General features: G+C 65.6%; 12 protein-coding genes. 6 read left to right on the top strand and 6 right to left on the bottom strand.

Annotated elements, in window-relative coordinates; translation table 11 throughout:
* Positions 1–36: 36 nt before the first annotated feature.
* From KYC_RS29345 to KYC_RS17780, 6 genes are all read right to left on the bottom strand, one after another.
* Positions 37–10,269: a retention module-containing protein gene (locus KYC_RS29345; protein ID WP_008164882.1), complete on the bottom strand. Its 10,233-nt coding sequence runs from the start codon at positions 10,267–10,269 to the stop codon at positions 37–39.
* Positions 10,270–10,353: 84 nt separating this feature from the next.
* The gene (locus KYC_RS17800; RefSeq protein WP_008164880.1) at positions 10,354–11,010 is read right to left on the bottom strand and encodes a response regulator transcription factor; all 657 of its coding nucleotides are present in this window, start codon (positions 11,008–11,010) and stop codon (positions 10,354–10,356) included.
* A gap of 19 nt (positions 11,011–11,029) precedes the next feature.
* Positions 11,030–12,451, bottom strand: a complete 1,422-nt coding sequence (locus KYC_RS17795) for an HlyD family type I secretion periplasmic adaptor subunit (RefSeq protein WP_043518861.1) — start codon at positions 12,449–12,451, stop codon at positions 11,030–11,032.
* 7 nt (positions 12,452–12,458) lie between these two features.
* Complete coding sequence (locus KYC_RS17790; protein WP_008164875.1) at positions 12,459–14,624, bottom strand: type I secretion system permease/ATPase; 2,166 nt, start codon at positions 14,622–14,624, stop codon at positions 12,459–12,461.
* The gene (locus tag KYC_RS17785; RefSeq protein ID WP_008164873.1) at positions 14,608–14,820 is read right to left on the bottom strand and encodes a hypothetical protein; all 213 of its coding nucleotides are present in this window, start codon (positions 14,818–14,820) and stop codon (positions 14,608–14,610) included. Before KYC_RS17785 ends, KYC_RS17790 begins: the two co-directional genes overlap by 17 nt.
* 25 nt (positions 14,821–14,845) lie before the next feature.
* Positions 14,846–16,351 (bottom strand): TolC family outer membrane protein, encoded by a 1,506-nt coding sequence (locus KYC_RS17780; protein WP_008164871.1) that lies wholly within the window; start codon positions 16,349–16,351, stop codon positions 14,846–14,848.
* Positions 16,352–16,900: 549 nt separating this feature from the next.
* On the opposite strand from KYC_RS17780, the gene leuC reads away from it, so the two are divergent.
* The 6 genes from leuC to truA all read left to right on the top strand — a co-directional run bounded on the left by leuC (position 16,901) and on the right by truA (position 24,275).
* Positions 16,901–18,304 (top strand): 3-isopropylmalate dehydratase large subunit, encoded by a 1,404-nt coding sequence (gene leuC, locus KYC_RS17775; RefSeq protein WP_008164869.1) that lies wholly within the window; start codon positions 16,901–16,903, stop codon positions 18,302–18,304.
* A 23-nt stretch (positions 18,305–18,327) separates the two neighbouring features.
* Positions 18,328–18,978 (top strand): 3-isopropylmalate dehydratase small subunit, encoded by a 651-nt coding sequence (gene leuD, locus KYC_RS17770; protein ID WP_008164867.1) that lies wholly within the window; start codon positions 18,328–18,330, stop codon positions 18,976–18,978.
* A 30-nt stretch (positions 18,979–19,008) separates the two neighbouring features.
* Complete coding sequence (gene leuB / locus KYC_RS17765) at positions 19,009–20,085, top strand: 3-isopropylmalate dehydrogenase (RefSeq protein ID WP_008164864.1); 1,077 nt, start codon at positions 19,009–19,011, stop codon at positions 20,083–20,085.
* A gap of 227 nt (positions 20,086–20,312) precedes the next feature.
* Positions 20,313–21,443: an aspartate-semialdehyde dehydrogenase gene (gene asd / locus KYC_RS17760; RefSeq protein WP_008164862.1), complete on the top strand. Its 1,131-nt coding sequence runs from the start codon at positions 20,313–20,315 to the stop codon at positions 21,441–21,443.
* Between the two features lie 258 nt (positions 21,444–21,701).
* Positions 21,702–23,462 carry a type IV pilus assembly protein FimV gene (locus KYC_RS17755; RefSeq protein ID WP_008164860.1) on the top strand — a complete coding sequence of 587 codons (1,761 nt, stop codon included), beginning with the start codon at positions 21,702–21,704 and terminating at the stop codon, positions 23,460–23,462.
* A gap of 3 nt (positions 23,463–23,465) precedes the next feature.
* Complete coding sequence (gene truA, locus KYC_RS17750; RefSeq protein ID WP_008164858.1) at positions 23,466–24,275, top strand: tRNA pseudouridine(38-40) synthase TruA; 810 nt, start codon at positions 23,466–23,468, stop codon at positions 24,273–24,275.
* Positions 24,276–24,406: the final 131 nt, after the last annotated feature.

Below are 24,406 nucleotides of genomic sequence, written 5' to 3'. Positions count from 1 at the left end.
ATCCGGCCCGTCGGGCCGGATCGCGTGGCGGGTGGGTCAGTGATGATCGACGATGAGTTTACCCTTGTTCAACAGATCGTTGATGACCTGAGCGCTGGACAACGCACCATTGTTGGTAAGGTCCACGTTCTCCAGAATGATCTTCTGGTCGACGTTGTGCTGGAGGTCGCCATTGGTGCTGACGTTGATCACCGTGTTGCTGCCTTCCTTCTTGACCTGCAGATAGTTGGTCAGCGGGCTGTTGTCGTCCTGTTGCAGCAAGTCCTTCAGGTCGAGCACATCGCCGTTGTTGGCGGGCATGGCCGTCGAGAAGTCCTTGATGCGGTCCACGGCGGGAGCCGCGGCCGTGCCTTGGTCGTTCAGTTCCCACCGGAAGGTGTCGCTGCCCGCGCCGCCCACGAGGAGGTCGTTGCCCTTGCCGCCGACCAGGATGTCGTTCCCCGTGCCGCCGTAGAGGGTGTCGTTGCCCTCGCCGCCGAACAGGGAGTCGTTGCCGCCCTGGCCGAACAGCGTGTCGTCGCCCTTGCCGCCGTACAGGAAATCGTCTCCGCCGCGCGTGTCGCCGGCCTTGTCGAATTCTGCGCTGTGCTGCTGCAGGTAGTTGTAGATCTCGACGGTGGTCGGGGCGACGCCGCCCTTCTGCGCCGTCATGAAGTCCACCAGCGCCTGCCAGCCCTGGCCGTCATGGCTGCCCGCGGCATGGCCGCTCCACGACAGGTGGTCGGTGTTGATGGTGTCGCCAAAGATGATGTCGTTGCCGTCGCCGCCGTGGATCGTGTCGCCGGAGACCGGCGCCGGGTCGGTCGAGGTGCTGCCGCCTTGCAATGCGGCATTCAGCTCGTTCGCGCTGTTCACGATCTGGGGCTGGCCCACCGTGCCGTTGACGGTGTACTCCGTGGAGTTGCAGCCGCTGCCTTCCTTGACGGTTTGCGAACCCTGGCCGGTGGCATTGGTGTTGTCGAAGAAGCGCAGGTAGTCGCTGTTGATGCCCGTGCCGATGCCGATGCCGTACATCACGACCTTGTTGCCGCCCACCAGCACGCCGGATCCGTCCACCAAGGGCTTGGCCGCATTGACGGCCTCGCGCATCGCGCCATTTTCCTGGTTGCCGGAGGCTCCGTAGACGGTGGGATTGCCGTCGGTCAGGAAGAAGGTCAGGTTCTGGTAGTTGTGGGCCGCATCCTTGCCACCCGACACCTGCGAGTTGAACCAGCTCACGGCCTTGTTGAAGGCGTCCTGATAGTTCGTGTTGCCTTCGGCCGTCAACAGGTCGATCGCGTCGAGCAACTGCTTGACGTTGGACTTGCTCAGGTTGTTGATCGTGACGCCTTCCAGCGCCTTGTCCGCGAACGGAATCAGGCGGACGTTCACGATCCCGTCGTGGTTGGCCAACTGGTTGGCCAGCGACACCAGCGAACTCTTGAGCAGGTCGATCCGCGACACATTGGTGTTGCCGATCTTGTACGTCATGCTGCCGGATACGTCGACGATGAGCGAGATGTTGTAGTTCTTGCCCGGTTCCACCGCGGTGACCGCGCCGCCGCGGTCGCCCACCAGGATGTCGTTGCCGCCGCCGCCGTTCACGTCCGTATTGCTGGTGTTGTTGCCGACGCCGAGCTTGTCGGTGGACAGCGTGAACGTGTGCTCGGTCGACGTGTTCTGGCCGCCGTTGGCAATGCCGCCGGCGTCGCGCACCGCAAAGTCGAAGGTGGCGTCGCCGCCAGCGCTGGACGGCGTGAACACCAGCTTGCCGGCCTGGATGTCGGCCACACTGATGACCTGGCCGTTGACCACCGGCTGTCCACCCAAAGTCAGGGTGCCTTCGCCGGCGCCCGGGACGCGGGTGACGACCACGCTCTGGAAAGCGTCGTTCTCAACGCCGTCATTGAACGGGAAGTCGGACTTCTTCAGCGCGTACGAGGCGCCGATGTTCAGGTGCGCGGAGGCATCGCCCGAGATCGGTGCGTCGTTCGTGCCCACGATGGTCACGTTGACCGGGCTGGTCGCGGTGCCGTCCTGGGAGGCAACGGTGAAGGTCTCGGTCAGCGTCTGGCCAGCCTTGAGGTTCTGCACTGCGGCCAGCGCGTTGTTGAGCTGGTAGGTCCACTGGCCGTTGACGTCCACGGTGAACGTGCCGTATTTGCCCTGCACGGCCGCCTGCGCCTGCACGAAATTCTGGCCCGCGTCCGGATCGGACACGTTGAGCTTGCCGCTGGCGAACACCGGCGAATCTTCATACACCGAGCCGGAGCTTTGGCCGCTGATGGTCGCCGTGTCGTTCTTGCCCGTGATCGTGACGGTCAGCAGCGCTTGGTTCGTGCCGCCTTCGCCGTCCGACACCGTGTACCAGATCGAGGACTGCGCGTTCTGGTTCTGGGCCAGGTACTGGAAGTCATTGCCCGGGTTGAACGTGTAGGTTCCGTCGGCGTTGATGGTGAAGGTGCCGCCGTGCGAGCCGGCGATCGCCTTGCCTACGTTGCCGGCGACGCCGCCGACCGCGGACACGTGCAACGGATCACCGTCGGGGTCGACGTCATTGGCCAGCACGCCGTTCTTGGCGTTATTGACCCTGAGCGTCGTGTCTTCGTCCGTGGTCCCCTGGTCGTGATCGGCCTGCGGCAGCGGGTTGGTGATGTTCCACTTGAAGTTCTGCGAGGTCGATGCGCCAGCCTTGTCGGTTGCGGTGATCGTGATGGTGTGCACACCGGTCCCGCCGAACTGCGAGGCCGAGTGGTCGATCTTGCCGCTGATGACGCCGGTGTTCGGATCTATCGTCAGACCCTTCGGCAGGCCGGAAGCGCTGAACGTGAGCTTGTCGCCGGTCGCCAGGTCGGCGTCCTTGAAGTGGCTCGACAGGTCCAGGCTGATGACGGTCTGCGAATCCTCGCCGCTCTGGTTGGAAATCGCGGTCGACGTGGGGCCCGAGTTGGTGCCGGTGACGGTGACCGTCAGGGTCGCGGTCGCCGAGCCGCCTTCGCCGTCGGTGACGGTGTAGGCGATCGACGTCGTCGCGCTGACGCCGTTGGCAAGATGCTGGAAGGCGGTGCCGGGGTTGAAGCTGTAGGAGCCGTCGGCGTTCAGGGTGAAGGTGCCGCCGTTGGATCCGGCAATGGCCGTGCCGACGCTGCCGGCCTGGCCGTTCACCTGCGAAACGTGCAGCGTATCGCCGTCCGGATCGGTGTCATTGGCCAGTACCCCATGCGCGGCGTCCGCGGAAATGCTGGCGCCTTGCTTGGTGTTGCCGCTGTCGTCGACCGCGGTCGGCGCCGGGTTCTTGACGTCCCACGAGAAGTCCTGCGAGACCGAGGTGCCGCTCTTGTCGGTGGCAGTGACGGTGATGGTGTAGATACCGTCCGTGCCGCCTTGCGAGGCCGACTTGTCCAGGGTGCCGGAGATGATGCCGGTCTCGGCGTTGATCGACAGGCCCTTGGGCAAGCCGGTGGCCGAGTAGGTCAGCACGTCGCCGGTGTCCGCGTCGGAGAACTGGCCGGACACGTCGACCGGCGTGATGGTCTGGCCGTCGTTGTTGGCCTGGTCGTCCAGCGTGACGCCCGGGGTCAGGATCGGGGTGTCGTTGGTGCCGGTGACGGTAACGGTCAGGGTGGCCGAGGACGTGCCGCCTTCGCCGTCGGAGACGGTGTAGGTGATCGACGTCGTGGCGGTCTGGTTGGCGGGCAGGCTGTTGAAGGCCGAACCGGGGTTGAAGCTGTACGAGCCGTCGGCGTTCAGGGTGAAGGTGCCGCCGTTGGAGCCGGCAACGGCCGCGCCCACGTTGGCGTCTTTACCTTCGACCTGCGAGACAGTCAGCGTGTCGCCGTCCGGGTCGGTGTCGTTGGCCAGCACGCCGTTCTGGGCGTCGACGGTGAGGGTGGTGTCCTCGTCCGTCTTGCCGCCGTCATCGAGGGCGGTCGGGGCGGGGTTCTTGACGTCCCACGAGAAGTTCTGCGAGACCGAGGTGCCGCTCTTGTCGGTGGCGGTGACGGTGATGGTGTAGACGCCGTCGGTGCCGCCTTGCGAGGCCGACTTGTCCAGGGTGCCGGAGATGATGCCGGTCTCGGCGTTGATCGACAGGCCCTTGGGCAGGCCGGTGGCCGAGTACGTCAGCACGTCGCCCGTGTCCGCGTCGGAGAACTGGCCGGAGACGTCAACCGGCGTGATGGTCTGGCCGTCGTTGTTGGCCTGGTCGTCCAGCGTGACGCCCGGGGTCAGGATCGGGGTGTCGTTGGTACCGGTAACGGTAACCGTCAGGGTGGCCGAGGACGTGCCGCCTTCGCCGTCGGAGACGGTGTAGGTGATCGACGTCGTGGCGGTCTGGTTGGCGGGCAGGCTGTTGAAGGCCGAACCCGGGTTGAAGCTGTAGGAGCCGTCGGCGTTCAGGGTGAACGTGCCGCCGTTGGAACCGGCGACTGCCGTGCCCACGTTGGCGTCTTTACCGTCGACCTGCGAGACGGTCAGCGTGTCGCCGTCCGGGTCGGTGTCGTTGGCCAGCACGCCGTTCTGGGCGTCGACGGTGAGGGTGGTGTCCTCGTCGGTCTTGCCGCCGTCATCGAGGGCGGTGGGAGCGGGGTTCTTGACGTCCCAAGAGAAGTCTTGCGAGACCGAGGTGCCGCTCTTGTCGGTGGCAGTGACGGTGATGGTGTAGACGCCGTCCGTGCCACCTTGCGAGGCCGACTTGTCCAGGGTGCCGGAGATGATGCCGGTCTCGGCGTCGATCGACAGGCCCTTGGGCAAGCCGGTGGCCGAGTAGGTCAGCACGTCGCCGGTGTCTGCGTCAGAGAACTGGCCGGAGACGTCGACCGGCGTGATGGTCTGGCCGTCGTTGTTGGCCTGGTCGTCCAGCGTCACGCCCGGGGTCAGGATCGGGGTGTCGTTGGTGCCGGTGACGGTAACGGTCAGGGTGGCCGAGGACGTGCCGCCTTCGCCGTCCGAGACGGTGTAGGTGATCGACGTCGTGGCGGTCTGGTTGGCGGGCAGGCTGTTGAAGGCCGAACCGGGGTTGAAGCTGTAGGAGCCGTCGGCGTTCAGGGTGAACGTGCCGCCGTTGGAGCCGGCAACGGCCGTGCCCACGTTGGCGTCCTTACCTTCGACCTGCGAGACGGTCAGCGTGTCGCCGTCCGGGTCGGTGTCGTTGGCCAGCACGCCGTTCTGGGCGTCGACGGTGAGGGTGGTGTCCTCGTCGGTCTTGCCGCCGTCATCGAGAGCGGTCGGCGCCGGGTTCTTGACGTCCCACGAGAAGTTCTGCGAGACCGAGGTGCCGCTCTTGTCGGTGGCGGTGACGGTGATGGTGTAGACGCCGTCGGTGCCGCCTTGCGAGGCCGACTTGTCCAGGGTGCCGGAGATGATGCCGGTCTCGGCGTTGATCGACAGGCCCTTGGGCAGGCCGGTGGCCGAGTAGGTCAGCACGTCGCCAGTGTCCGCGTCGGAGAACTGGCCGGAGACGTCGACCGGCGTGATGGTCTGGCCGTCGTTGTTGGCCTGGTCGTCCAGCGTGACGCCCGGGGTCAGGATCGGGGTGTCGTTGGTGCCGGTGACGGTAACGGTCAGGGTGGCCGAGGACGTGCCGCCTTCGCCGTCCGAGACGGTGTAGGTGATCGACGTCGTGGCGGTCTGGTTGGCGGGCAGGCTGTTGAAGGCCGAACCGGGGTTGAAGCTGTAGGAGCCGTCGGCGTTCAGGGTGAACGTGCCGCCGTTGGAGCCGGTGACGGCTGCGCCCACGTTGGCGTCTTTACCTTCGACCTGCGAGACGGTCAGCGTGTCGCCGTCCGGGTCGGTGTCGTTGGCCAGTACGCCGTTCTGGGCGTCCACGGTGAGGGTGGTGTCCTCGTCGGTGTTGCCGCCGTCATCGAGGGCGGTCGGGGCGGGGTTCTTGACGTCCCACGAGATGTTCTGCGAGACCGAGGTGCCGCTCTTGTCGGTGGCGGTGACGGTGATGGTGTAGACGCCGTCGGTGCCGCCTTGCGAGGCCGACTTGTCCAGGGTGCCGGAGATGATGCCGGTCTCGGCGTTGATCGACAGGCCCTTGGGCAGGCCGGTGGCCGAGTAGGTCAGCACGTCGCCAGTGTCCGCGTCGGAGAACTGGCCGGAGACGTCGACCGGCGTGATGGTCTGGCCGTCGTTGTTGGCCTGGTCGTCCAGCGTGACGCCCGGGGTCAGGATCGGGGTGTCGTTGGTGCCGGTGACGGTAACGGTCAGGGTGGCCGAGGACGTGCCGCCTTCGCCGTCCGAGACGGTGTAGGTGATCGACGTCGTGGCGGTCTGGTTGGCGGGCAGGCTGTTGAAGGCCGAACCGGGGTTGAAGCTGTAGGAGCCGTCGGCGTTCAGGGTGAACGTGCCGCCGTTGGAGCCGGTGACTGCCGTGCCCACGTTGGCGTCTTTACCTTCGACCTGCGAAACGGTCAGCGTGTCGCCGTCCGGGTCGGTGTCGTTGGACAGCACGCCGTTCTGGGCGTCGACGGTGAGGGTGGTGTCCTCATCCGTCTTGCCGCCGTCATCGAGGGCGGTCGGGGCGGGGTTCTTGACGTCCCACGAGAAGTTCTGCGAGACCGAGGTGCCGCTCTTGTCGGTGGCAGTGACGGTGATGGTGTAGACGCCGTCCGTGCCGCCTTGCGAGGCCGACTTGTCCAGGGTGCCGGAGATGATGCCGGTCTCGGCGTTGATCGACAGGCCCTTGGGCAAGCCGGTGGCCGAGTAGGTCAGCTCGTCGCCGGCGTCCGCGTCGGAGAACTGGCCGGAGACGTTGACCGGCGTGATGGTCTGGCCGTCGTTGTTGGCCTGGTCGTCCAGCGTGACGCCCGGGGTCAGGATCGGGGTGTCGTTGGTGCCGGTGACGGTAACGGTCAGGGTGGCCGAGGACGTGCCGCCTTCGCCGTCGGAGACGGTGTAGGTGATCGACGTCGTGGCGGTCTGGTTGGCGGGCAGGCTGTTGAAGGCCGAACCCGGGTTGAAGCTGTAGGAGCCGTCGGCGTTCAGGGTGAACGTGCCGCCGTTGGAGCCGGCAACTGCCGTGCCCACGTTGGCGTCTTTACCTTCGACCTGCGAAACGGTCAGCGTGTCGCCGTCCGGGTCGGTGTCGTTGGCCAGCACGCCGTTCTGGGCGTCGACGGTGAGGGTGGTGTCCTCGTCGGTGTTGCCGCCGTCATCGAGGGCGGTCGGGGCGGGGTTCTTGACGTCCCACGAGAAGTTCTGCGAGACCGAGGTGCCGCTCTTGTCGGTGGCGGTGACGGTGATGGTGTAGACGCCGTCCGTGCCGCCCTGCGAGGCCGACTTGTCCAGGGTGCCGGAGATGATGCCGGTCTCGGCGTTGATCGACAGGCCCTTGGGCAAGCCGGTGGCCGAGTAGGTCAGCTCGTCGCCAGCGTCCGCGTCGGAGAACTGGCCGGAGACGTCGACCGGCGTGATGGTCTGGCCGTCGTTGTTGGCCTGGTCGTCCAGCGTCACGCCCGGGGTCAGGATCGGGGTGTCGTTGGTGCCGGTGACCGTGATGGTCAGGGTGGCGGTGGACGTGGCGCCCTGGAAGTCGGAAACCGTATAGGAGATCGAGGTGGTGGCCGTCTGGTTCGCGCCCAGGTACTGGAAAGCGGTGCCCGGGTCGAACGAATAGGTGCCGTTGGCGTTCAGCGTGAAGGTGCCGCCGTCGGAGCCGGCGACTGCCGCGCCCACGTTGGCGTCTTTACCGTCGACCTGCGAGACGGTCAACTTGTCGCCGTCCGGATCGGTGTCGTTGGCCAGGACGCCTTCGGTCGGATGATCAACCACCAGCGTGGCATTCTGTCCGGTCTTGCCGGTGTCGTCGGTGGCGACCGGCTCGGGGTTGCCTACCGTCCAGAGGAAAGTCTGGGAGACCGAGGCGCCCGATTTGTCGGTGGCCGTCACGGTGATGAGGTACTCGCCCTTCACGCCCGTATTGGTGTGGTCGGACGCCCAGTTGGCAAACTTGCCGCTGAACGTGCCGGTGGCGGTGTTGAACGTCAGTCCCCCCGGCACGTGGTCGACCGAGTAGGTCAGCACGTCGCCGGTGTCCACGTCGCTGAAGAAACCGGACAGTTCATAGTTGACGGTATCGCCATCCATGTTGTTCTGGTTGTCCAGGGCAACTGCGGTGGGCTTGTCGTTCGTGCCGGTGATTTCGACCGTCAGCGTGGCGGAGCTGGTGCCGCCTTCGCCGTCGGAAACTGTGTAGGTGATCGAGGACGTGGCGGTCTGGTTGGCCGCCAGATTCTGGAATGCCGAACCCGGGTTGAAGCTGTAGGAGCCGTCAGCGTTCAGGGTGAACGTGCCGCCGTTGGAGCCGGCGACTGCCGTACCCACGTTGGCGTCTTTACCTTCGACCTGCGAGACGGTCAGTGTGTCGCCGTCCGGGTCGGTGTCGTTGGACAGCACGCCGTTCTGGGCGTCGACGGTGAGGGTGGTGTCCTCGTCGGTCTTGCCGCCGTCATCGAGGGCGGTGGGAGCGGGGTTCTTGACGTCCCACGAGAAGTCTTGCGAGACCGAAGCGCCGCCCTTGTCGGTGGCGGTGACGGTGACGGTATAGACGCCGTCCGTTCCGCCTTGCGAGGCCGACTTGTCCAGCGTGCCGGAGATGATGCCAGTGGTCGAATCAATGGTCAGGCCCGGGGGCAGGCCGGTGGCCGAATAGGTCAGCACATCGCCGTCGTCCACGTCGCCAAACTGGCCGGACACGTCGACCGGCGTGATCGCCTTGCCGTCGTCGCCTGCCTGGTCGTCCAGCGTCACGCCCGGGGTCAGGATCGGCGTGTCGTTGGTGCCGGTGACGGTGACCGTCAGGGTGGCCGTGCTGGTGCCGCCTTCGCCGTCGGAAACGGTGTACGAGATCGAGGACGTGGCGGTCTGGTTGGCCGCCAGATTCTGGAATGCCGAACCCGGGTTGAAGCTGTAGGAGCCGTCAGCGTTCAGGGTGAACGTGCCGCCGTTGGAGCCGGTGACGGCCGCGCCCACGTTGGCGGCTTGACCATTGACTTCCGAGACGGTCAGCGTGTCGCCGTCCGGGTCGGTGTCGTTGGCCAGCACGCCGTTCTGGGCGTCTACGTTCAGGCCGGTGTCTTCGTCGGTCGCGCCGCTGTCGTTAACGGCGGTGGGAGCGGGGTTGGCGACATCCCACTGGAACGCTTGCGAGGTCGAGGCGCCGGACGGATCCGTCGCGGTCACGGTGACGTTGTACACGCCGTTGGTGCCGCCTTGCGAAGCCGAATGATCAATGGTGCCGGTGATGATGCCGGTGTTCGGGTCGATGGTCAGGCCCGGCGGCAGGCCGGTGGCGCTGAACGTCAGCTTGTCGCTGGTGTCGGGGTCTGAGAAGCGGTCCGAAACGTCATAGCGGATTTCGGTCTGGGCATCGAGGCCGGATTGGTTGCTCAGCGCGGACGACACGGGGCCGTCGTTGGTGCCGGTGACCGTCACGACCACGGTGGCGGTGGACGTTGCGCCGCTGGGGTCCGTGATGGTGTACGAGATCGTGCTGGTGGCCGTTTCGCCCACGGCCAGGTAGTCGTACTGGCCGCCCGGGGTGAATTCATAGGAACCGTCGGGCTGGACGACGAACGTGCCGCCGGTGGATCCCAGCACGCTGATGCCGCCCGGAACCATCGGTCGGCCGTTGATCGACGTGATCGCCAGCGGGTCGCCGTCCGGGTCGGAGTCGTTGCTGAGCAGATTGCCGCGGACCGTGGCGTTCTGATCGCCGCTGCTGGCGTCGTTCAGCGCATTCGGCGCGTTGTTTGCGGCGGCGGGCGTGGTCGGGGCGGCATCGACGTCGTCGTCGCCCGTCAGGGCTGCGCCCGAGACGCGCGGCAGGGTATCCGTACCGCGCGCCGGATTCGGATAGGCCAGGTCCAGCGGGGAGGTCGTTTCAAGAATGCGGGCCAGGCGCACAAAGCTGCTGCCGCCGGCTTCGCCGCCGCCGGCGACCACGGCGGCCGTCGGGTCCATTTCGTCGAACGGATCGCGGCCGGCTTGCAGGGCGGCCAGCAGGCGGTCGGAATCGGTGCCGGAGGGCGGTGCGACCGCGGCTTCCGTCGGATCGGCCAACGGGCCCGTCATGTCGCCATTCACCGCCACTTCCCGGCCTTCGCCGATGACGATCGGCATGCCGTTTTCAACCTGAAGCGAAACCGTGGCGCCCGAGGCGGTGACGACGTCGCTGCCGGCGGGGACTTTGCTGCCCTGGTGCAGTTCGGTCAGGGAGCCGTCGCTATTGCGTATCCACGCGCGACCGGTGATTTCATTGACGACAGCGGGGGAAGAGTTGGCCATGTTGGTTCCGTTTCAGGGAGTTATCCAAGATGGCCAGATACTACGGTTCGCCCAGGCGGGCGGATATTGTCCTCAAGGACAGTTTCAAGCAGTGATTCTGCTACGCGCTTCCACGGGCGCGGAAATGCCGTGGACCAGAAGCGCCAATTGAAGGCGGTCGGCGACGCCCAGCTTGTCGAAGACGGCCGACAGGTGCGCCTTGACGGTGCGTTCGGTGATGCCCAGCGCTTCGGCGATCTGCGCGTTGGCCTGGCCGCTTGCGGCGTAGCGCGCTACCGTGGTCTCGCGCTCGGTGAGCCGGCCGCCGTCCCAGGCATGGGTGTCCTGCGCACGTTCGGTGACCAGCTTGAGCAGCCGCGAGACCAGGGACCGTCCCATCCAGATGCCGCCCGACGCTACCACTTCCAGCGCCTGCGCCAGCGCGGCGGGCTGCGCATAGCTGTGGCAGTAGCCGTGGGCGCCGGCTCCCAGCGCCTGCGTGCCTTGCTCATCGTTCGGACTGGCGCTGGCAACCACCACCTGCAGGCCGGCCAGGGCCGGCATCCAGGACGGATCCTGCCACGAGGGGAGCCTGGGCAGGTCGGTATCCAGCACCGCCAGCGACCGGCCTTGCTCGCGCCAGCGCTGCAGATCGGCCAGGCCTCGCCCGCGGGCGGCCATCCAGCGCGCCGGGTCAAGCGCGCGCCAGTGCTGCCAGAGCAGATCGTCGTGCGTAATCAACAGGACGGGAATGGGTTTCATAAGGCCTTGAAGCTCTCCATTAACGTTCGGTAAAGGCGTTTGCCTTGGCCCGCAGAATGGGCTTGAGCAGGTACTGGAGCACCGTGCGCTTGCCTGTCAGGATATGAACCTCCGCCACCATCCCGGGGATGATGGGCAACAGCTTGTCGCCGACCGTGCTGCTGTCCGTGCGGACGCGCACCACGTAGTAGGAATTGCCTTTCTCGTCGGTTACGGTGTCCGCGCCGATCTGCTCCACCCGGCCTTCCAGGCCGCCGTAGATGGCGAAGTCGTAGGCCGTGAACTTCACTTCCGCCTTCTGGTCGGCGTGCAGGAAGCCAATGTCGCGCGGCTGAATGCGCACCTCGAGCAGCAGGGTGTCGTCCTTGGGGACGATTTCGATGATGTCCTTGCCGGGCTGCACCACGCCGCCCACGGTGTTGTTGAACAGCGTCTTGACGGTGCCGCGCACCGGCGCGCGCACTTCGGCCAGCTTGACGCGGTCGACCAGCGCCGCCTTGCCTTCGCGCAGCGTCGCCAGCTTGGTGTTGGTTTCCGACAGTTCGCTGCGCGCCTGGTTGCGGATGTTCAGCTCGGCTTCCTGGATCTTGCTTTCGGCTTCCTTGATCGAGGCCTGGAAGCGGTCGATCTGCGCCTCGGCCCCTTTCTGTTCGCCGCAATAGCGGGCCACGTCGCGCTGCAGGCGCAGCAGGTCGACCTCGGACACGGCTCCGCTCTTGAGCAGCGGGCGGGTCACCTGCAGCTCGCGCGAGGTCAGGCCGCAGCTTGCCGACGCCTGGTCCCGCTTGGCGATCGTCTCGCGCAGGTCTTCCTGGCGCTGCTTGAGCTGCTCGCGCGCAACGTTGACGGTGGCGTTCAGTTCCGAGGTGCGCGCCTGCCAGGCGTTGCGCTCCATTTCGACCAGGCCGGGAGCCTGCTTCAGCGCTTCCTCCGGCGCCACGAAGGGGTCGCCGGTGGCCAGCGCCTTCAGGCGGGCCGCCTTGGCCAGCAGCGACAGGTATTCCGCGTTGTTCTCGCCCAGCGACGAGGCAAAGCGGGTGGAGTCGATCTTCAGCAGGACTTCGCCCGCTTCCACTTCCTGGCCGGGGCGGACCAGGATTTCCTCGACGATCCCGCCATCCAGGCTCTGGATGATCTGGACCTGCCGCGACGGCACGACCTTGCCTTCGCCGCGGACCACTTCATCAATGCTGCCGGTGCCCGCCCAGATCAGCAGGCCCAGGGTGGCCAGCAGCGACGCCCACAGCAGGATGCGCGAGCCGCGCGCCTGGGATTCGTGGATGACCCATTCGGCATTGCCGATGTAGTCGGAGCGCTGCGCCGGCTTGCCCTTTTCGGCGCCGTCCAGCAACCGGTCGAAGAAGAACACGAACACGTTGCGCGGCGCACGCAGCAAACTGCCAAAGAAACCGTGCTTGGGGGCTCCAGGATTGTTCAGCATGGTCTTATCAGCTTCCGCGTCCAACGCGTCCTTGACGCAGGGCTTCGACAACTTGTTCCTTCGGACCGTCGGCCACGATATGGCCGTTGTCGATCACGATAAGGCGGTCGACCAGTTCCAGCAGCGCGGTGCGGTGCGTGACCAGCAGGATCGTCTTGGTTGCGCTGGCCTCGCCCAGCCGCTTGCGCAACTGGGCTTCGCTTTGGTGATCCATGTTGCTGCTGGGTTCGTCCAGCAGCAGGATCGGCGGGTCGTTGATCAGGGCCCGGGCCACGGCGACCGACTGGCGCTGCCCGCCGGAGAGCGATTCGCCGCGCTCGCCGATGATCATGTCGAAGCCGTTCGGGTGCAGGTTGGCGAATTCGGAGACCCCGGCCATATTGGCGGCGGCCAGGATGCTGGCGTCGTCGGCGTAAGGCGCCCCCATCGCCAGGTTGTGCTTCAGGGTGCCGTAGAACAGCAGCGGATCCTGCGGCACGTGGCCGATAGCCCTGCGCACGTCGGCCGGGTCGATCTGGCGCACGTCCACCCCGTCCAGCAGCACGGCGCCTTCGGTGGGCTGATACAGGGCCAGGGCCAGCTTTTCCAGCGTGGTCTTGCCTGACCCGATGCGGCCGATGATGCCGACCTTTTCGCCGGGCTTGAGCTTGAACGAGACCTTCTTGAGCACCGGCTGGGTGCTGCCGGGGTAGGCGAAGGTCACGTCGCGGAATTCCAGCCCGCCATGGAAGACGGGTCGGTGCAGGAACTCGGCCTCGGCCGGACGCTCGATCGGCAGCTTCATGTAATTGTCGATGGAGCCAAGCGATGTGCGCGCGTTCTGGTACTGCATCAGCAGGCCCGCGACCTGGCCCAGGGGCGCGAGGCAGCGGCCGGCAATCATGGACGCGGCGATGATGCCGCCCATGGACAGGGCCGATTCCTGCGCCAGGTACACGCCGATGATCACGACGGCGATGGATACGAGCTGCTGGACCGCCTGCACGAAGCCGACCGTGGATGAAGAAATCAGCTTGAGCTTGCCGCCGGTTTGCGCGATGAATTCCGTGGCGCGCTCCCAGTTGCGCTGAATCGTGCCCTGGGCATTGAGGGTTTTGACGGCTTCCATGCCGGTCAGCGCTTCCACCAGGGTCGCGTTGCGCTGCGACGAGGCCTGGAACGAGGCCATGGTCAGCGCTTCCATGCGCGCCTGTGCGGCCAGCGACACCAGCAGGATCAGCACGATGGCGACCAGCGGCGGCAGGATCATCCAGGGCGAGATCCAGGCCAGCGCGCCCAGGAACAGCAGGATGAAGGGCAGGTCGACCAGGGTGGTGATGGTGGCCGATGCAATGAAATCGCGGATGGATTCAAAGGAGCGCAGGTTGGCCGCGAAAGATCCCACCGATACCGGCCGGCCTTCCATGCGCAGGTCCAGCACCCGCTCCATGATCTGCGCGGAAAGGCGCACGTCCACCCGCTTGCTGGCGCTGTCCACCACGTGGGACCGCGCCGTGCTCAGGATCATGTTGAAGATCACCACCAGCGTGATGCCAATGGCCAGCACCCACAGCGTCTCGACGGCGTTGTTGGGCACCACGCGGTCATACACGTTCATGGTGAACAGCGGCATCGCCATGGCGAAGATGTTGATCAGCAGGGCCGCGACCAGCGCGTCGCGGTACAGCCTGCGGTTCTCCATGATGGCGGCCCAGAACCAATGGCGCTCGCGCACCTTGGCGACTTCCGGGGCCCGGGCATCGAATCGGAACTGCGGACGCACGAAGCAGACCAGGCCGGAGTACTGCGCGGCCAGCTCGGCCGGGGCCATTTCGATCGAGCTGCCGCCCAGCTCGGGGTGGCTGACGATCAGCTTGCCGTCTTCCTTCTTGAGCAGCAGGCAGGCGCGTTCTCCCTTCAGCAGCAGGATGGCGGGCAGGAGGTCCTGGGAGATGTCGTCCAGCGAGCGTTTGACCACTCGCGCGGACAGCTGCGCCCGCGCGGCTGCACGGGGCAGCAGGGCGGGCGTCAGGCGATGCTCTTCCAGGGGCAGGCCCGCGGACAGGGCTTGCGCGGTTGCCGTCACCCCATGCAGCCGGGTGATTTCAACCAGGCAGTCCAGCAGCGGGTCGTCGTGCGCGGCGCGGGCGTCCGCGCGCCATTCCCGGGCCGCCAGTTCAGATAACTTGTCCATCTTCGTCATCCAACAGGTCCAGATGTTCCGAGAGCCGCGCGCGCTGCTGCTTGCGCTGGGTGAGCTTTTGCTGGGCCTGGATAGGCAGGTCTGTCATGCGCAAGGTGCCGTTGGCGATCAACGCGTCGATCAAGTCTTCCAGGACGCGGACAAAGTCCGCATCCAACTGCGAGAAATCACTGCCCTGGTTTGCCATTCGGCCTCCTTGCGTCCTGCGCCGCTCAGGGTTTGGCGTTAGGCGCGTTCAGGGGCACGAGCGTGGGCGGCTGCGTGCCTTCGTTGTAGTGCACGCGCACCGGAGCCAGGCGGGCGGTGTCCGGAACGGTCGAATTGCAGAGCTTGATCACTTCGTCCGACACTTCCAGCTTGCCGTTTTCCTCGGGCATTTCATTGCGCGCGGGTTGCAGCGACAGCGCCGGCAGCAGGGCGTGGGACAACGCCAGCCAGCGGTACTGCGCAAGGCGCAGATCATAGATGCCATTGGTCAATGCGCGGCGCGATTCGAACAGTTCGTTTTCGGTGTCCAGCAGGTCGAGCAGGGAGCGCTGGCCGATCTGGAACTGTTGCGCGTATGCGTCACGCACCTTCGTGGTGGCGACTTCGTGATCACGCAGGAAAGGCAGCTTCTGGCTCAGGCTGGTGATGTTGTTCCACGCCACGGCCAGGTCCTGCTGCACGTTGCGGCAGGTGTAGTCGCGAATGTCGCGAGCGGCGTAGGACTGGGCGGCGGTCTGGCGCACGCGGGCCGAATCGGCGCCGCCGCGGTACAGGTTGTAGCTCATCACGACCTGGACGCTCGAGCTCTGGATGTCTCGGCTTTGCGGGGTGGGGTCGTTCTGGTCGCGGCCGGTGTTCGCAACGAATTCGAATTTCGGCGAAAACGCGCCCTTGGACGACTGGACTCCGGCTTGCGCGGCCTGCAGGCCCGCTTGCTTGGACAGGAAGCTGGGGTTGCGGCGCAGCGATTCATTGAAGTTGCCCGGGGCCTTGGGTAGCTTGTCGGTGATGTCGGGCGCGGGCTGCATCGACTCGGGCGGGAGGGCGCCGGTTACGCGCTGGAAGCGTTGCTGCACATCCAGCAGGTTGGCCGTCTCGGTCATCAGGTTGGTCTGGGCCAGCGACAGGCGGCCGCCTGCCTGTTCCAGGTCGACCCGGCGGCCGACACCCGATTCGGTGCGCTCGCCGATCTGCTTCAGGGTCTGCTCATGCAGGGAATAGTTCTGGCGGGCCAGCAGTTCCATGTCGCGGTAGCGCTGCAGGTCGATGTAGGCCTGCACGGCGGAAAAAGCGGTGGTGTCGCTGGTGGCCAGCACGTCATAGAAGCGCGCCAGCTTGTCGAAGCCGGCCTGCTTTACGTCATTCGTGGTGCGGAAGCCGTCGAAAATGAGCTGGCGCAGTTCGACGCTCCAGCCGGGACGGTTCCAGTTCTGGGAGCCCACGGCAGGCACGTTGCTGCGCCATTCGCGGCCCAGGTAGCCCTGCGCATTGATCTGCGGGAAGTAGGCGGCGCGGGCGACGGCCTGGCCTTCGAGGGAAGCCTGGAAATCGTGGTATTTCGCCTGGATTTCCGGATTGCTCATCAGGGTCTGTTCGACAATCTGATTCAACGTCACCGCGGGTTGCCCGGCGGGCTGGCTCGCCGGCGACGGCGCAGACTGGGCAAATGCGGCAGGAACGAATGCAAGGGCAAGCACCGAAGTCGTGCTTTTCAGCAAAAACGAAGCCATAGTGATTATTCGCGAGTCAGGTTGAGATTGAATGGCCGCCATGTTGTATGTAAATGTCAGTTTTGGCGAGTCAAGATTTGTTAATTCCTGACGGATATTTCCGGCGGTCATCTGGGTATTTTTCGCGCAACATCTACCAACTTCGTTGAATTTGCACGAACATCGCTCACATGAAAATATATTATTTCTATTAATACGGTTTATTGCGCATTATTTCGAAAGACATGTTATCAGTGCGAACGGCGATTATATCTATTTGAGAGTTTTGTATCTATTTTGGTTACCAATCTGTATCGCCGGCATTATTTAAAGCGGAGGCGAGGGGTATGTAACAAGTAGAGATACCGAGTTCCATGCGGGAACGCATAAATTCACCGGCCGTCCACATTTCGGCGATCGTGGTAGTGGTAGTACTGGTATATGTGGTGTGCTTGTACTAGGTTCAGTCGCTCGGCATAATTCCTTTCATGCCGCAGCAGCCTGCGGACGGGGAAGCGTTTTCCCCTGACGCCAGGCTCGAGCCGGATTGTCTATTTGCAGAGCGCATCCATGGCCCAAACCCTTTACGACAAACTCTGGGACGCCCACGTCGTCCACCAGGAATCAGACGGCACCTGTCTGCTCTATATCGACCGCCACTTGCTGCACGAAGTCACCAGCCCGCAGGCGTTCGAAGGACTGACCCTGGCCGGCCGCAAGCCGTGGCGCACCGGCGCCAATCTGGCGGTGGCGGACCATAACGTGCCCACGCTGAATCGCGCCCAGGGCATCGACGACCCGATCTCGCGCCTGCAGGTGGATACGCTGGATGCCAATTGCGGCAAGTTCGGCATCACCGAATTCCGCATGAACGACCTGCGTCAGGGCATCGTCCACGTGATCGGGCCGGAGCAGGGCGCCACCTTGCCCGGCATGACGGTCGTCTGTGGCGATTCGCACACCAGCACGCACGGCGCGCTGGGCGCGCTGGCCTTCGGTATCGGCACCTCCGAGGTCGAGCATGTGCTGGCCACGCAGACGCTGCTCATGAAGAAGGCCAAGAGCATGCTGATCAAGGTCGAAGGCGAACTGCCCTTCGGCTGTACGGCCAAGGACGTGGTGCTGCACGTCATCGGCATCATCGGCACCGCTGGCGGCACCGGTCACGCCATTGAATTCGCCGGCAGCACCATCCGCTCGCTGTCCGTTGAAGGCCGCATGACCGTCTGCAATATGGCGATCGAGGCGGGCGCGCGCTCGGGCATGGTGGCGGTGGACGACAAGACCGTCGAATACTTCCGCGGCCGTCCCTTCTCGCCGACCGGCGTGGTCTGGGATCAGGCGGTCAAGTACTGGCGCACCCTGCACACCGATGCCGGCGCCAAGTTCGATACCGTGGTGGAAGTCGACGCGCGCGATATCAAGCCGCAGGTCACCTGGGGCACGTCGCCAGAAATGGTGCTGCCTGTGGATTCGCGGGTGCCGGATCCCGATCGCGAGAAAGACGACGTGCGCCGCAGCGGCATGGAGCGCGCGCTGGAATACATGGGCCTGAAACCCAACACGCCCCTGACCGATATCCGCGTGGATCGCGTGTTCATCGGTTCCTGCACCAACTCGCGCATCGAAGACCTGCGCGCGGCGGCTGTTGTGGCTCGTGGCAAGCGGGTGGCCTCCAACGTGCGCCAGGCGATGGTGGTGCCGGGCTCGGGTCTGGTCAAGCAACAGGCCGAACGCGAAGGCCTGGACAAGATTTTCATTGAAGCCGGCTTTGAATGGCGTGAACCGGGCTGTTCCATGTGCCTGGCCATGAACGCCGACCGCCTCGAGCCGGGCGAACGCTGCGCGTCCACGTCGAACCGCAATTTCGAGGGCCGCCAAGGGCAGGGCGGGCGCACGCACCTGGTCAGCCCGGCCATGGCCGCCGCCGCTGCCGTCGCCGGCCATTTCGTCGACGTCCGCACGTTCCGTTAAGCGTCAAGCACCGAGTAGAAAACATGCAAGCATTTACCACTCACGAAGGCCTGGTGGCTCCGCTCGACCGCGAAAACGTCGACACGGACCTCATCATTCCCAAGCAATTCCTCAAGTCCATTCAGCGCACGGGCTTCGGCCCGAACCTGTTCGACGAATTGCGCTACCTGGACCACGGCGAACCCGGTATGGACAACAGCAAGCGTCCGTTGAACCCGGATTTCGTGCTGAACCAGCCCCGCTACCAGGGCGCCTCGGTGCTGCTGGCCCGCAAGAACTTCGGCTGCGGCTCCAGCCGCGAGCACGCGCCCTGGGCGCTGACGCAGTTCGGCTTCCGCGCCATCATCGCGCCGTCTTACGCCGACATCTTCTTCAACAACAGCTTCAAGAACGGCCTGCTGCCTATCGTGCTGTCGGAACTGGAGGTGGCGCGCCTGTTCGACGAAGTGAAGGCTTTCCCGGGCTACAAGCTGAACATCGACCTGGACCGGCAGGTCGTGGTGGCCGCGGATGGCCGCGCAATGGGTTTCGACATCGAACCCTTCCGCAAATACTGTCTGCTCAACGGCCTGGACGACATCGGACTGACGCTGCGCCATGCCGACAAGATCCGCGCCTTCGAAGCCGAGCGCCTGGCTCGCCACCCCTGGCTGGAAAGCCGTCCCATCGCCTGAACACCTCACTGAACACTGGATCGCCACATAATGACCCACAACATTGCAGTCTTGCCGGGTGACGGCATCGGCCCGGAAATCGTCGAACAGGCCGTGCGCGTCCTGCAGGCGCTGGACGTGCCCTTCGACATCAAGCAGGCGCCGGTCGGCGGCGCGGCGTTCGACCAGTTCGAACACCCCCTGCCGCCCGCCACGCTGAATCTGGCCAAGGAATCGCACGCCGTGCTGTTCGGCGCCGTCGGCGACTGGAAGTACGACAGCCTGCCGCGCGAATTCCGCCCGGAACAAGCCATCCTGGGCCTGCGCAAGGCCCTGGGCCTGTTCGCCAATCTCCGCCCCGCCATTCTGTATCCCGAACTGGCCAGCGCGTCGTCGCTCAAGCCCGAGATCGTTTCGGGGCTGGATATCCTGATCATCCGCGAACTCACCGGCGACATCTATTTCGGCACGCCGCGCGGCGTGCGTTCGTCGCCTGACGGCGCCTTCGCCGGCGAACGCGAAGGTTACGACACGATGCGTTACGCCGAATCCGAGGTGCGCCGCATCGCCCGCATCGGCTTCGAATCCGCCCGCAAGCGCAACAAGAAGCTGTGCAGCGTGGACAAGGCCAACGTGCTGGAGACGTCGCAATTCTGGCGCGACATCGTCATTGAAGTCGCACGCGAATACCCCGACGTGGAGCTGTCGCACATGTACGTCGACAACGCCGCGATGCAGCTGGTGCGCAACCCGCGCCAGTTCGATGTCATCGTGACCGGCAACCTGTTCGGCGACATCCTGTCGGATGAGGCCGCCATGCTGACGGGCTCGATCGGCATGCTGCCGTCGGCCTCGCTGAACGCCGGCGGCCAGGGGCTTTACGAACCCAGCCACGGCTCGGCGCCGGACATCGCCGGGCAGGGCATCGCCAATCCCCTGGCGACGATCCTGTCCGCCGCCATGCTGCTGCGCTACTCGCTGAACCTGGCGCCGCAGGCGGACCGCATCGAAGCCGCCGTCCGCAGCGTCTTGGCCAGCGGCTTGCGCACCGCCGACATCTTCGAGCCGGGCACGACCAAAGTCAGCACCGCGGGCATGGGCGACGCCGTCCTGAAAGCCCTGGCCTGACTCTGAGCAAGGGGCGCGCCCTTGCGGCGCGGCCCCTCTCTTATATTGGGGCCGCCTGAAGGGCGGCCCTTCGCTTTGCGGCCGCCGCCCGGGCGCATGGGGCACGGCTTATGGCCCCATTTTTTTCTAGCTGCAACGCAGCATCGCCCCGTGCATTCTGATAAATTGTTGAATTGCACGTAATTTCCCTTCCCGGACCTTGTCTCCACCTTTAAAGAGCGATTGAAATGAATCAAGCAGTAGGCCTTGTCGGCTGGCGCGGTATGGTCGGCTCGGTGCTCATGCAACGCATGCGCGACGAGAACGACTTCGCACTGATCGAACCGGTGTTTTTCTCCACCAGCAACGCTGGCGGCGCCGCGCCCACTTGGGCTACCGGCGCGGGCCCGCTGCAAGACGCCTACGACATCGACGCTCTGAAAAAACTGCCGATCATCGTCACGGCCCAAGGCGGGGACTACACGTCCGAGGTCTACCCGAAGCTGCGCGGCGCCGGCTGGAACGGCATCTGGATTGATGCCGCCAGCACGCTGCGCATGGCCGAAGACGCCATCATCGTGCTGGACCCGGTCAACCGTCCGGTGATCGACGCGGCGCTCAAGCGCGGCGTGCGCAACTTCGTCGGCGGCAACTGCACCGTCAGCTGCATGCTGATGGGTCTGGCCGGCCTGTTCAACAACGACCTGGTCGAATGGATGACCTCCATGACCTACCAGGCGGCATCGGGCGGCGGCGCCCAGCACATGCGCGAACTCCTGACCCAGTTCGGCGAGCTCAACCAATCGGTCAAGCCGCTGCTGGACGATCCCGCGTCGGCCATCCTGGAAATCGACCGCGGCGTCCTGGCAAAGCAGAAGGATCCGGCGCTGCCCCATGAGCATTTCGGCGTGCCGCTGGGCGGCAACCTGATTCCCTGGATCGACAAGGATCTGGGCGACGGGATGTCCAAGGAAGAATGGAAGGGCGAAGTCGAGACCAACAAGATCCTGGGCCGCGGCGCCGCCTTCGGCACGCCCGCCACCCCGATCGACGGCCTGTGCGTGCGCATCGGCGCCATGCGCTGCCACAGCCAGGCGCTGACCATCAAGCTCAAGCGCGATGTGCCGCTCGATGAAATCGAAGCGCTGATCGCACAGGGCACGCAATGGGCCAAGGTCATTCCCAACACCAAGGAAGCCACCGTCGCCGGACTGACCCCGGTCGCCGTCACCGGCACGCTGGATATTCCGGTGGGCCGTCTGCGCAAGCTGTCGATGGGTTCGCAGTACCTGGGCGCGTTCACGGTTGGCGACCAGCTCCTGTGGGGCGCCGCCGAGCCGCTGCGCCGCATGCTGCGCATTGCGCTGAACGAAGCCTGATGCCGTGCGGGCGGCGCGCGGCGCCGCCCGATCACACGCAATGGGCAGGCATGGGGCACCTTCGGGTGCCCTCGTTATTTGCGCGGCGCGACCAGAAGGTGGCGCATGTGCCCGCCAGCCAACGTCCATGCCCCTTTCAGGTTTGTGAAATGCGCTTGATCCATTACACTTTTCGGGTGAATTGAGGCCTTTTCGCGCGGCAAATGGCGTAAATCGGCCCTGGCCCGAAATTCGACTACAAGAACGGAATTCCAGCTTATGACCCAGCGTTCGCGCCAAGTGAAGCATGCCCGCCGTTTGAAGACCCTTCAGTGGGCCATCGCGCTGGCGATCGGCTCAAGCGTTTGTGGTTCGGCGCTGGCCATGCGCGTGGGGCATTCGCGCGTCGTTTCCGTGCCGGGCGCGCCGCTGCAGGCAATTGTGGGCTTGCAGGAACTCACGCCCGATGAGCTCCGGTCTCTGAAGGTCTCCATCGCGGACGAAGCCGCCTGGCAGCGCGCGGGCGTGAAGCCCCCGGTCCCGCTGGCCAGCATGGTGGTCCGGGTCGAAGACGGCATGGACGCCACGCGCAAGAACCTGAGGGTCCGGTCTACGCAAACGCCCGCCAGCGGCGCGGTGGATCTGCTGCTGGACATCAATTCAAGTTCGGGGCAGCGGCAGGTCCAGGTCAGCATTCTGGTGCCGTTGCGCGGCACGAGCGCCGACGTCACGCCAGCATCGGTGGGAACACCTGCGCGGCAGGGCGGCACAACGGGCACGGTCACCGTGAAATCCGGCGACTATCTGTTCGCCATCGCGCAGCGCAACGCGGTTCCCAACGCATCGGTCTACCAGATGCTGGTGGCCTTGTGGCGGGCCAACCCCGAAGCCTTTATCCAGAACAACATGAATCTGGTGCGCACCGGGCAAAAACTCAAGATTCCGGATGCGGCCACGGTTCGCGCCATCGACCCCGCCGAAGCGCGCCGTATCTTCAATGAACACGCCGAGGCCTACGCCAAGTATCGCGCTCGCGTCGGCGCTGCGGCGGGAGCCAATCCGTCCGTGGTCAAGGGGCAGGACGCTGCTTCCGGCACCGTCGCCCCGCCTGCCGATACCGGCGTGGCCAGCGCGGCGCCGTCGCAAGACCGGGTGCGCCTGTCCACAGGTCAGGCGCAGGGCAGCGCGCCCGCGCAAGCCGAGGCGCAGGCCGATGCGCGTACGTCGACCGAACGCGCGATGGCGGATGTGCAGGGGCGGGTCAGCCAGCTCCAGAGCAACGTGGACGACCTGAACAAGGCCGTGGCCCAGCAATCGGCCGGCGCCGGTTCAGGTGGCGCGGCGGGCGCGCAGGGTGCAACCGGGGCTCAAGGCGCGGCGGGAGCCGCTGGCACGACGGGTTCGCCGGGTGCGGCTGGCACGCAGGGCGCCGCGGGCGCTTCAGGCGCTGCGGGCGCTTCAGGCGCGGCAGGCGCTTCGGGTGCTGCTGGCGCTTCGGGAGCGGCAGGCACGCAGGGTGCAGCGGGCACGCAAGGCGCAGCAGGCACGCAAGGCGCAACAGGCACGCAAGGCGCAGCAGGCACGCAAGGCGCAGCAGGCACGCAGGGTGCAGCAGGCACGCCGGGCGCAGCAGGCACGCAGGGCGCAGCGGGCACGCAGGGCGCAGCGGGCACACCGGGCGCAGCGGGCACGCCGGGCGCAACGGGCGCATCCGGTGCGACGGGGGCCTCCACGCCCGCAGCGACCGACAAGCCCGTGGGCACGCTGCCCGACAAGACGGCGCCGACCGGCATGCCCGGCTGGCTGGCCGACAATTTGCTCGTGATCGTCACGGCGGTGCTGGCGCTGATTGCGTTTGCCATCGCCTGGCTGCTGCGCAGGGCCGGCGCCCGGCGCGGCGACGATGACGAAGAATCCTACGCTTACAACGAGCCGGTGCTGGACACGGCAGCGCTGAACCGCAAGCTCGACACCATCAATCTCGACCTGGACGAACCGCCCACGGACGAACCGCGCCGGGTCAGCGGTCCACGGGTTTGAAGCATGTCTAGAGTTGCATTGGGGCTGGCGTATGACGGCTCCGTTTGGCAGGGTTGGCAGACACAACCGCACCGGCAAACGGTGCAGGACACGCTGGAGTCCGCCCTGGCCAGTTTTTGCGGCGTGGCCGATCCGGTGCCCACGATCTGCGCGGGCCGCACCGACACCGGTGTGCATGGCGCGATGCAGGTAGTCCATCTGGACACCGCGCTGGACCGGCGGATGGAATCCTGGGTGCGCGGCGTGAACGCCTTCCTGCCTCCCAGCGTTTCGGTGCAGTGGGCTCAGCCGGTGTCCGACGAATTTCATGCGCGCTTTTCCGCGCGGGCCCGCACGTATGTCTACCTGCTCTGGCGCGGACGGGTTCGCCCGGCGCTGTGGGCGGGGCGCGCCGGCTGGTGTTTCCAGCCGCTGGACGTGGATGCCATGCGCGCTGCGGCCAAGGCGCTGGTCGGCGAACACGACTTCTCCAGCTTCCGTTCGTCGCAATGCCAGGCGAAGCATCCGGTGCGCCACATGCACAGCCTGGATATCGAGGAACGAGGGCCGTTCCTTGTGTTCACGCTGAAAGCAAACGCCTTTCTGCACCACATGGTGCGCAACATCATGGGCGCGCTGCTGCAGGTGGGACAGGGCAGGGAATCAGTGGACTGGATGGCGCAACTGCTGTCGTGGCGCGACCGCAAGCTGGGCGCGCCCACGTTTGCGCCGGACGGCCTGTACCTGTCCGCGATTGATTACCCTGAAGCATTCGGTCTGTTGGAACTCGACGGCGGATCTTCACTGCTGTCGCCATTTACCCAATCCTATTAGGGAAGGCGCCGCGTACGCGGCCGATTCCCGCGCTCCATGGAGATCAAGCCATGCAACGCCGCGCGTTCCTGAAGCAAACCGCCTTGGGCGCCGCCGCCGGCAGCGCCGTCCTGGTGGCGGCCCCCGCGATC

The organism is Achromobacter arsenitoxydans SY8 (assembly GCF_000236785.1).
Taxonomy (GTDB): Bacteria; Pseudomonadota; Gammaproteobacteria; order Burkholderiales; family Burkholderiaceae_B; genus Achromobacter; species Achromobacter arsenitoxydans.
Note: the sequence above shows the minus strand (reverse complement) of the source record. Positions and strands in the feature narration are given on the sequence as shown.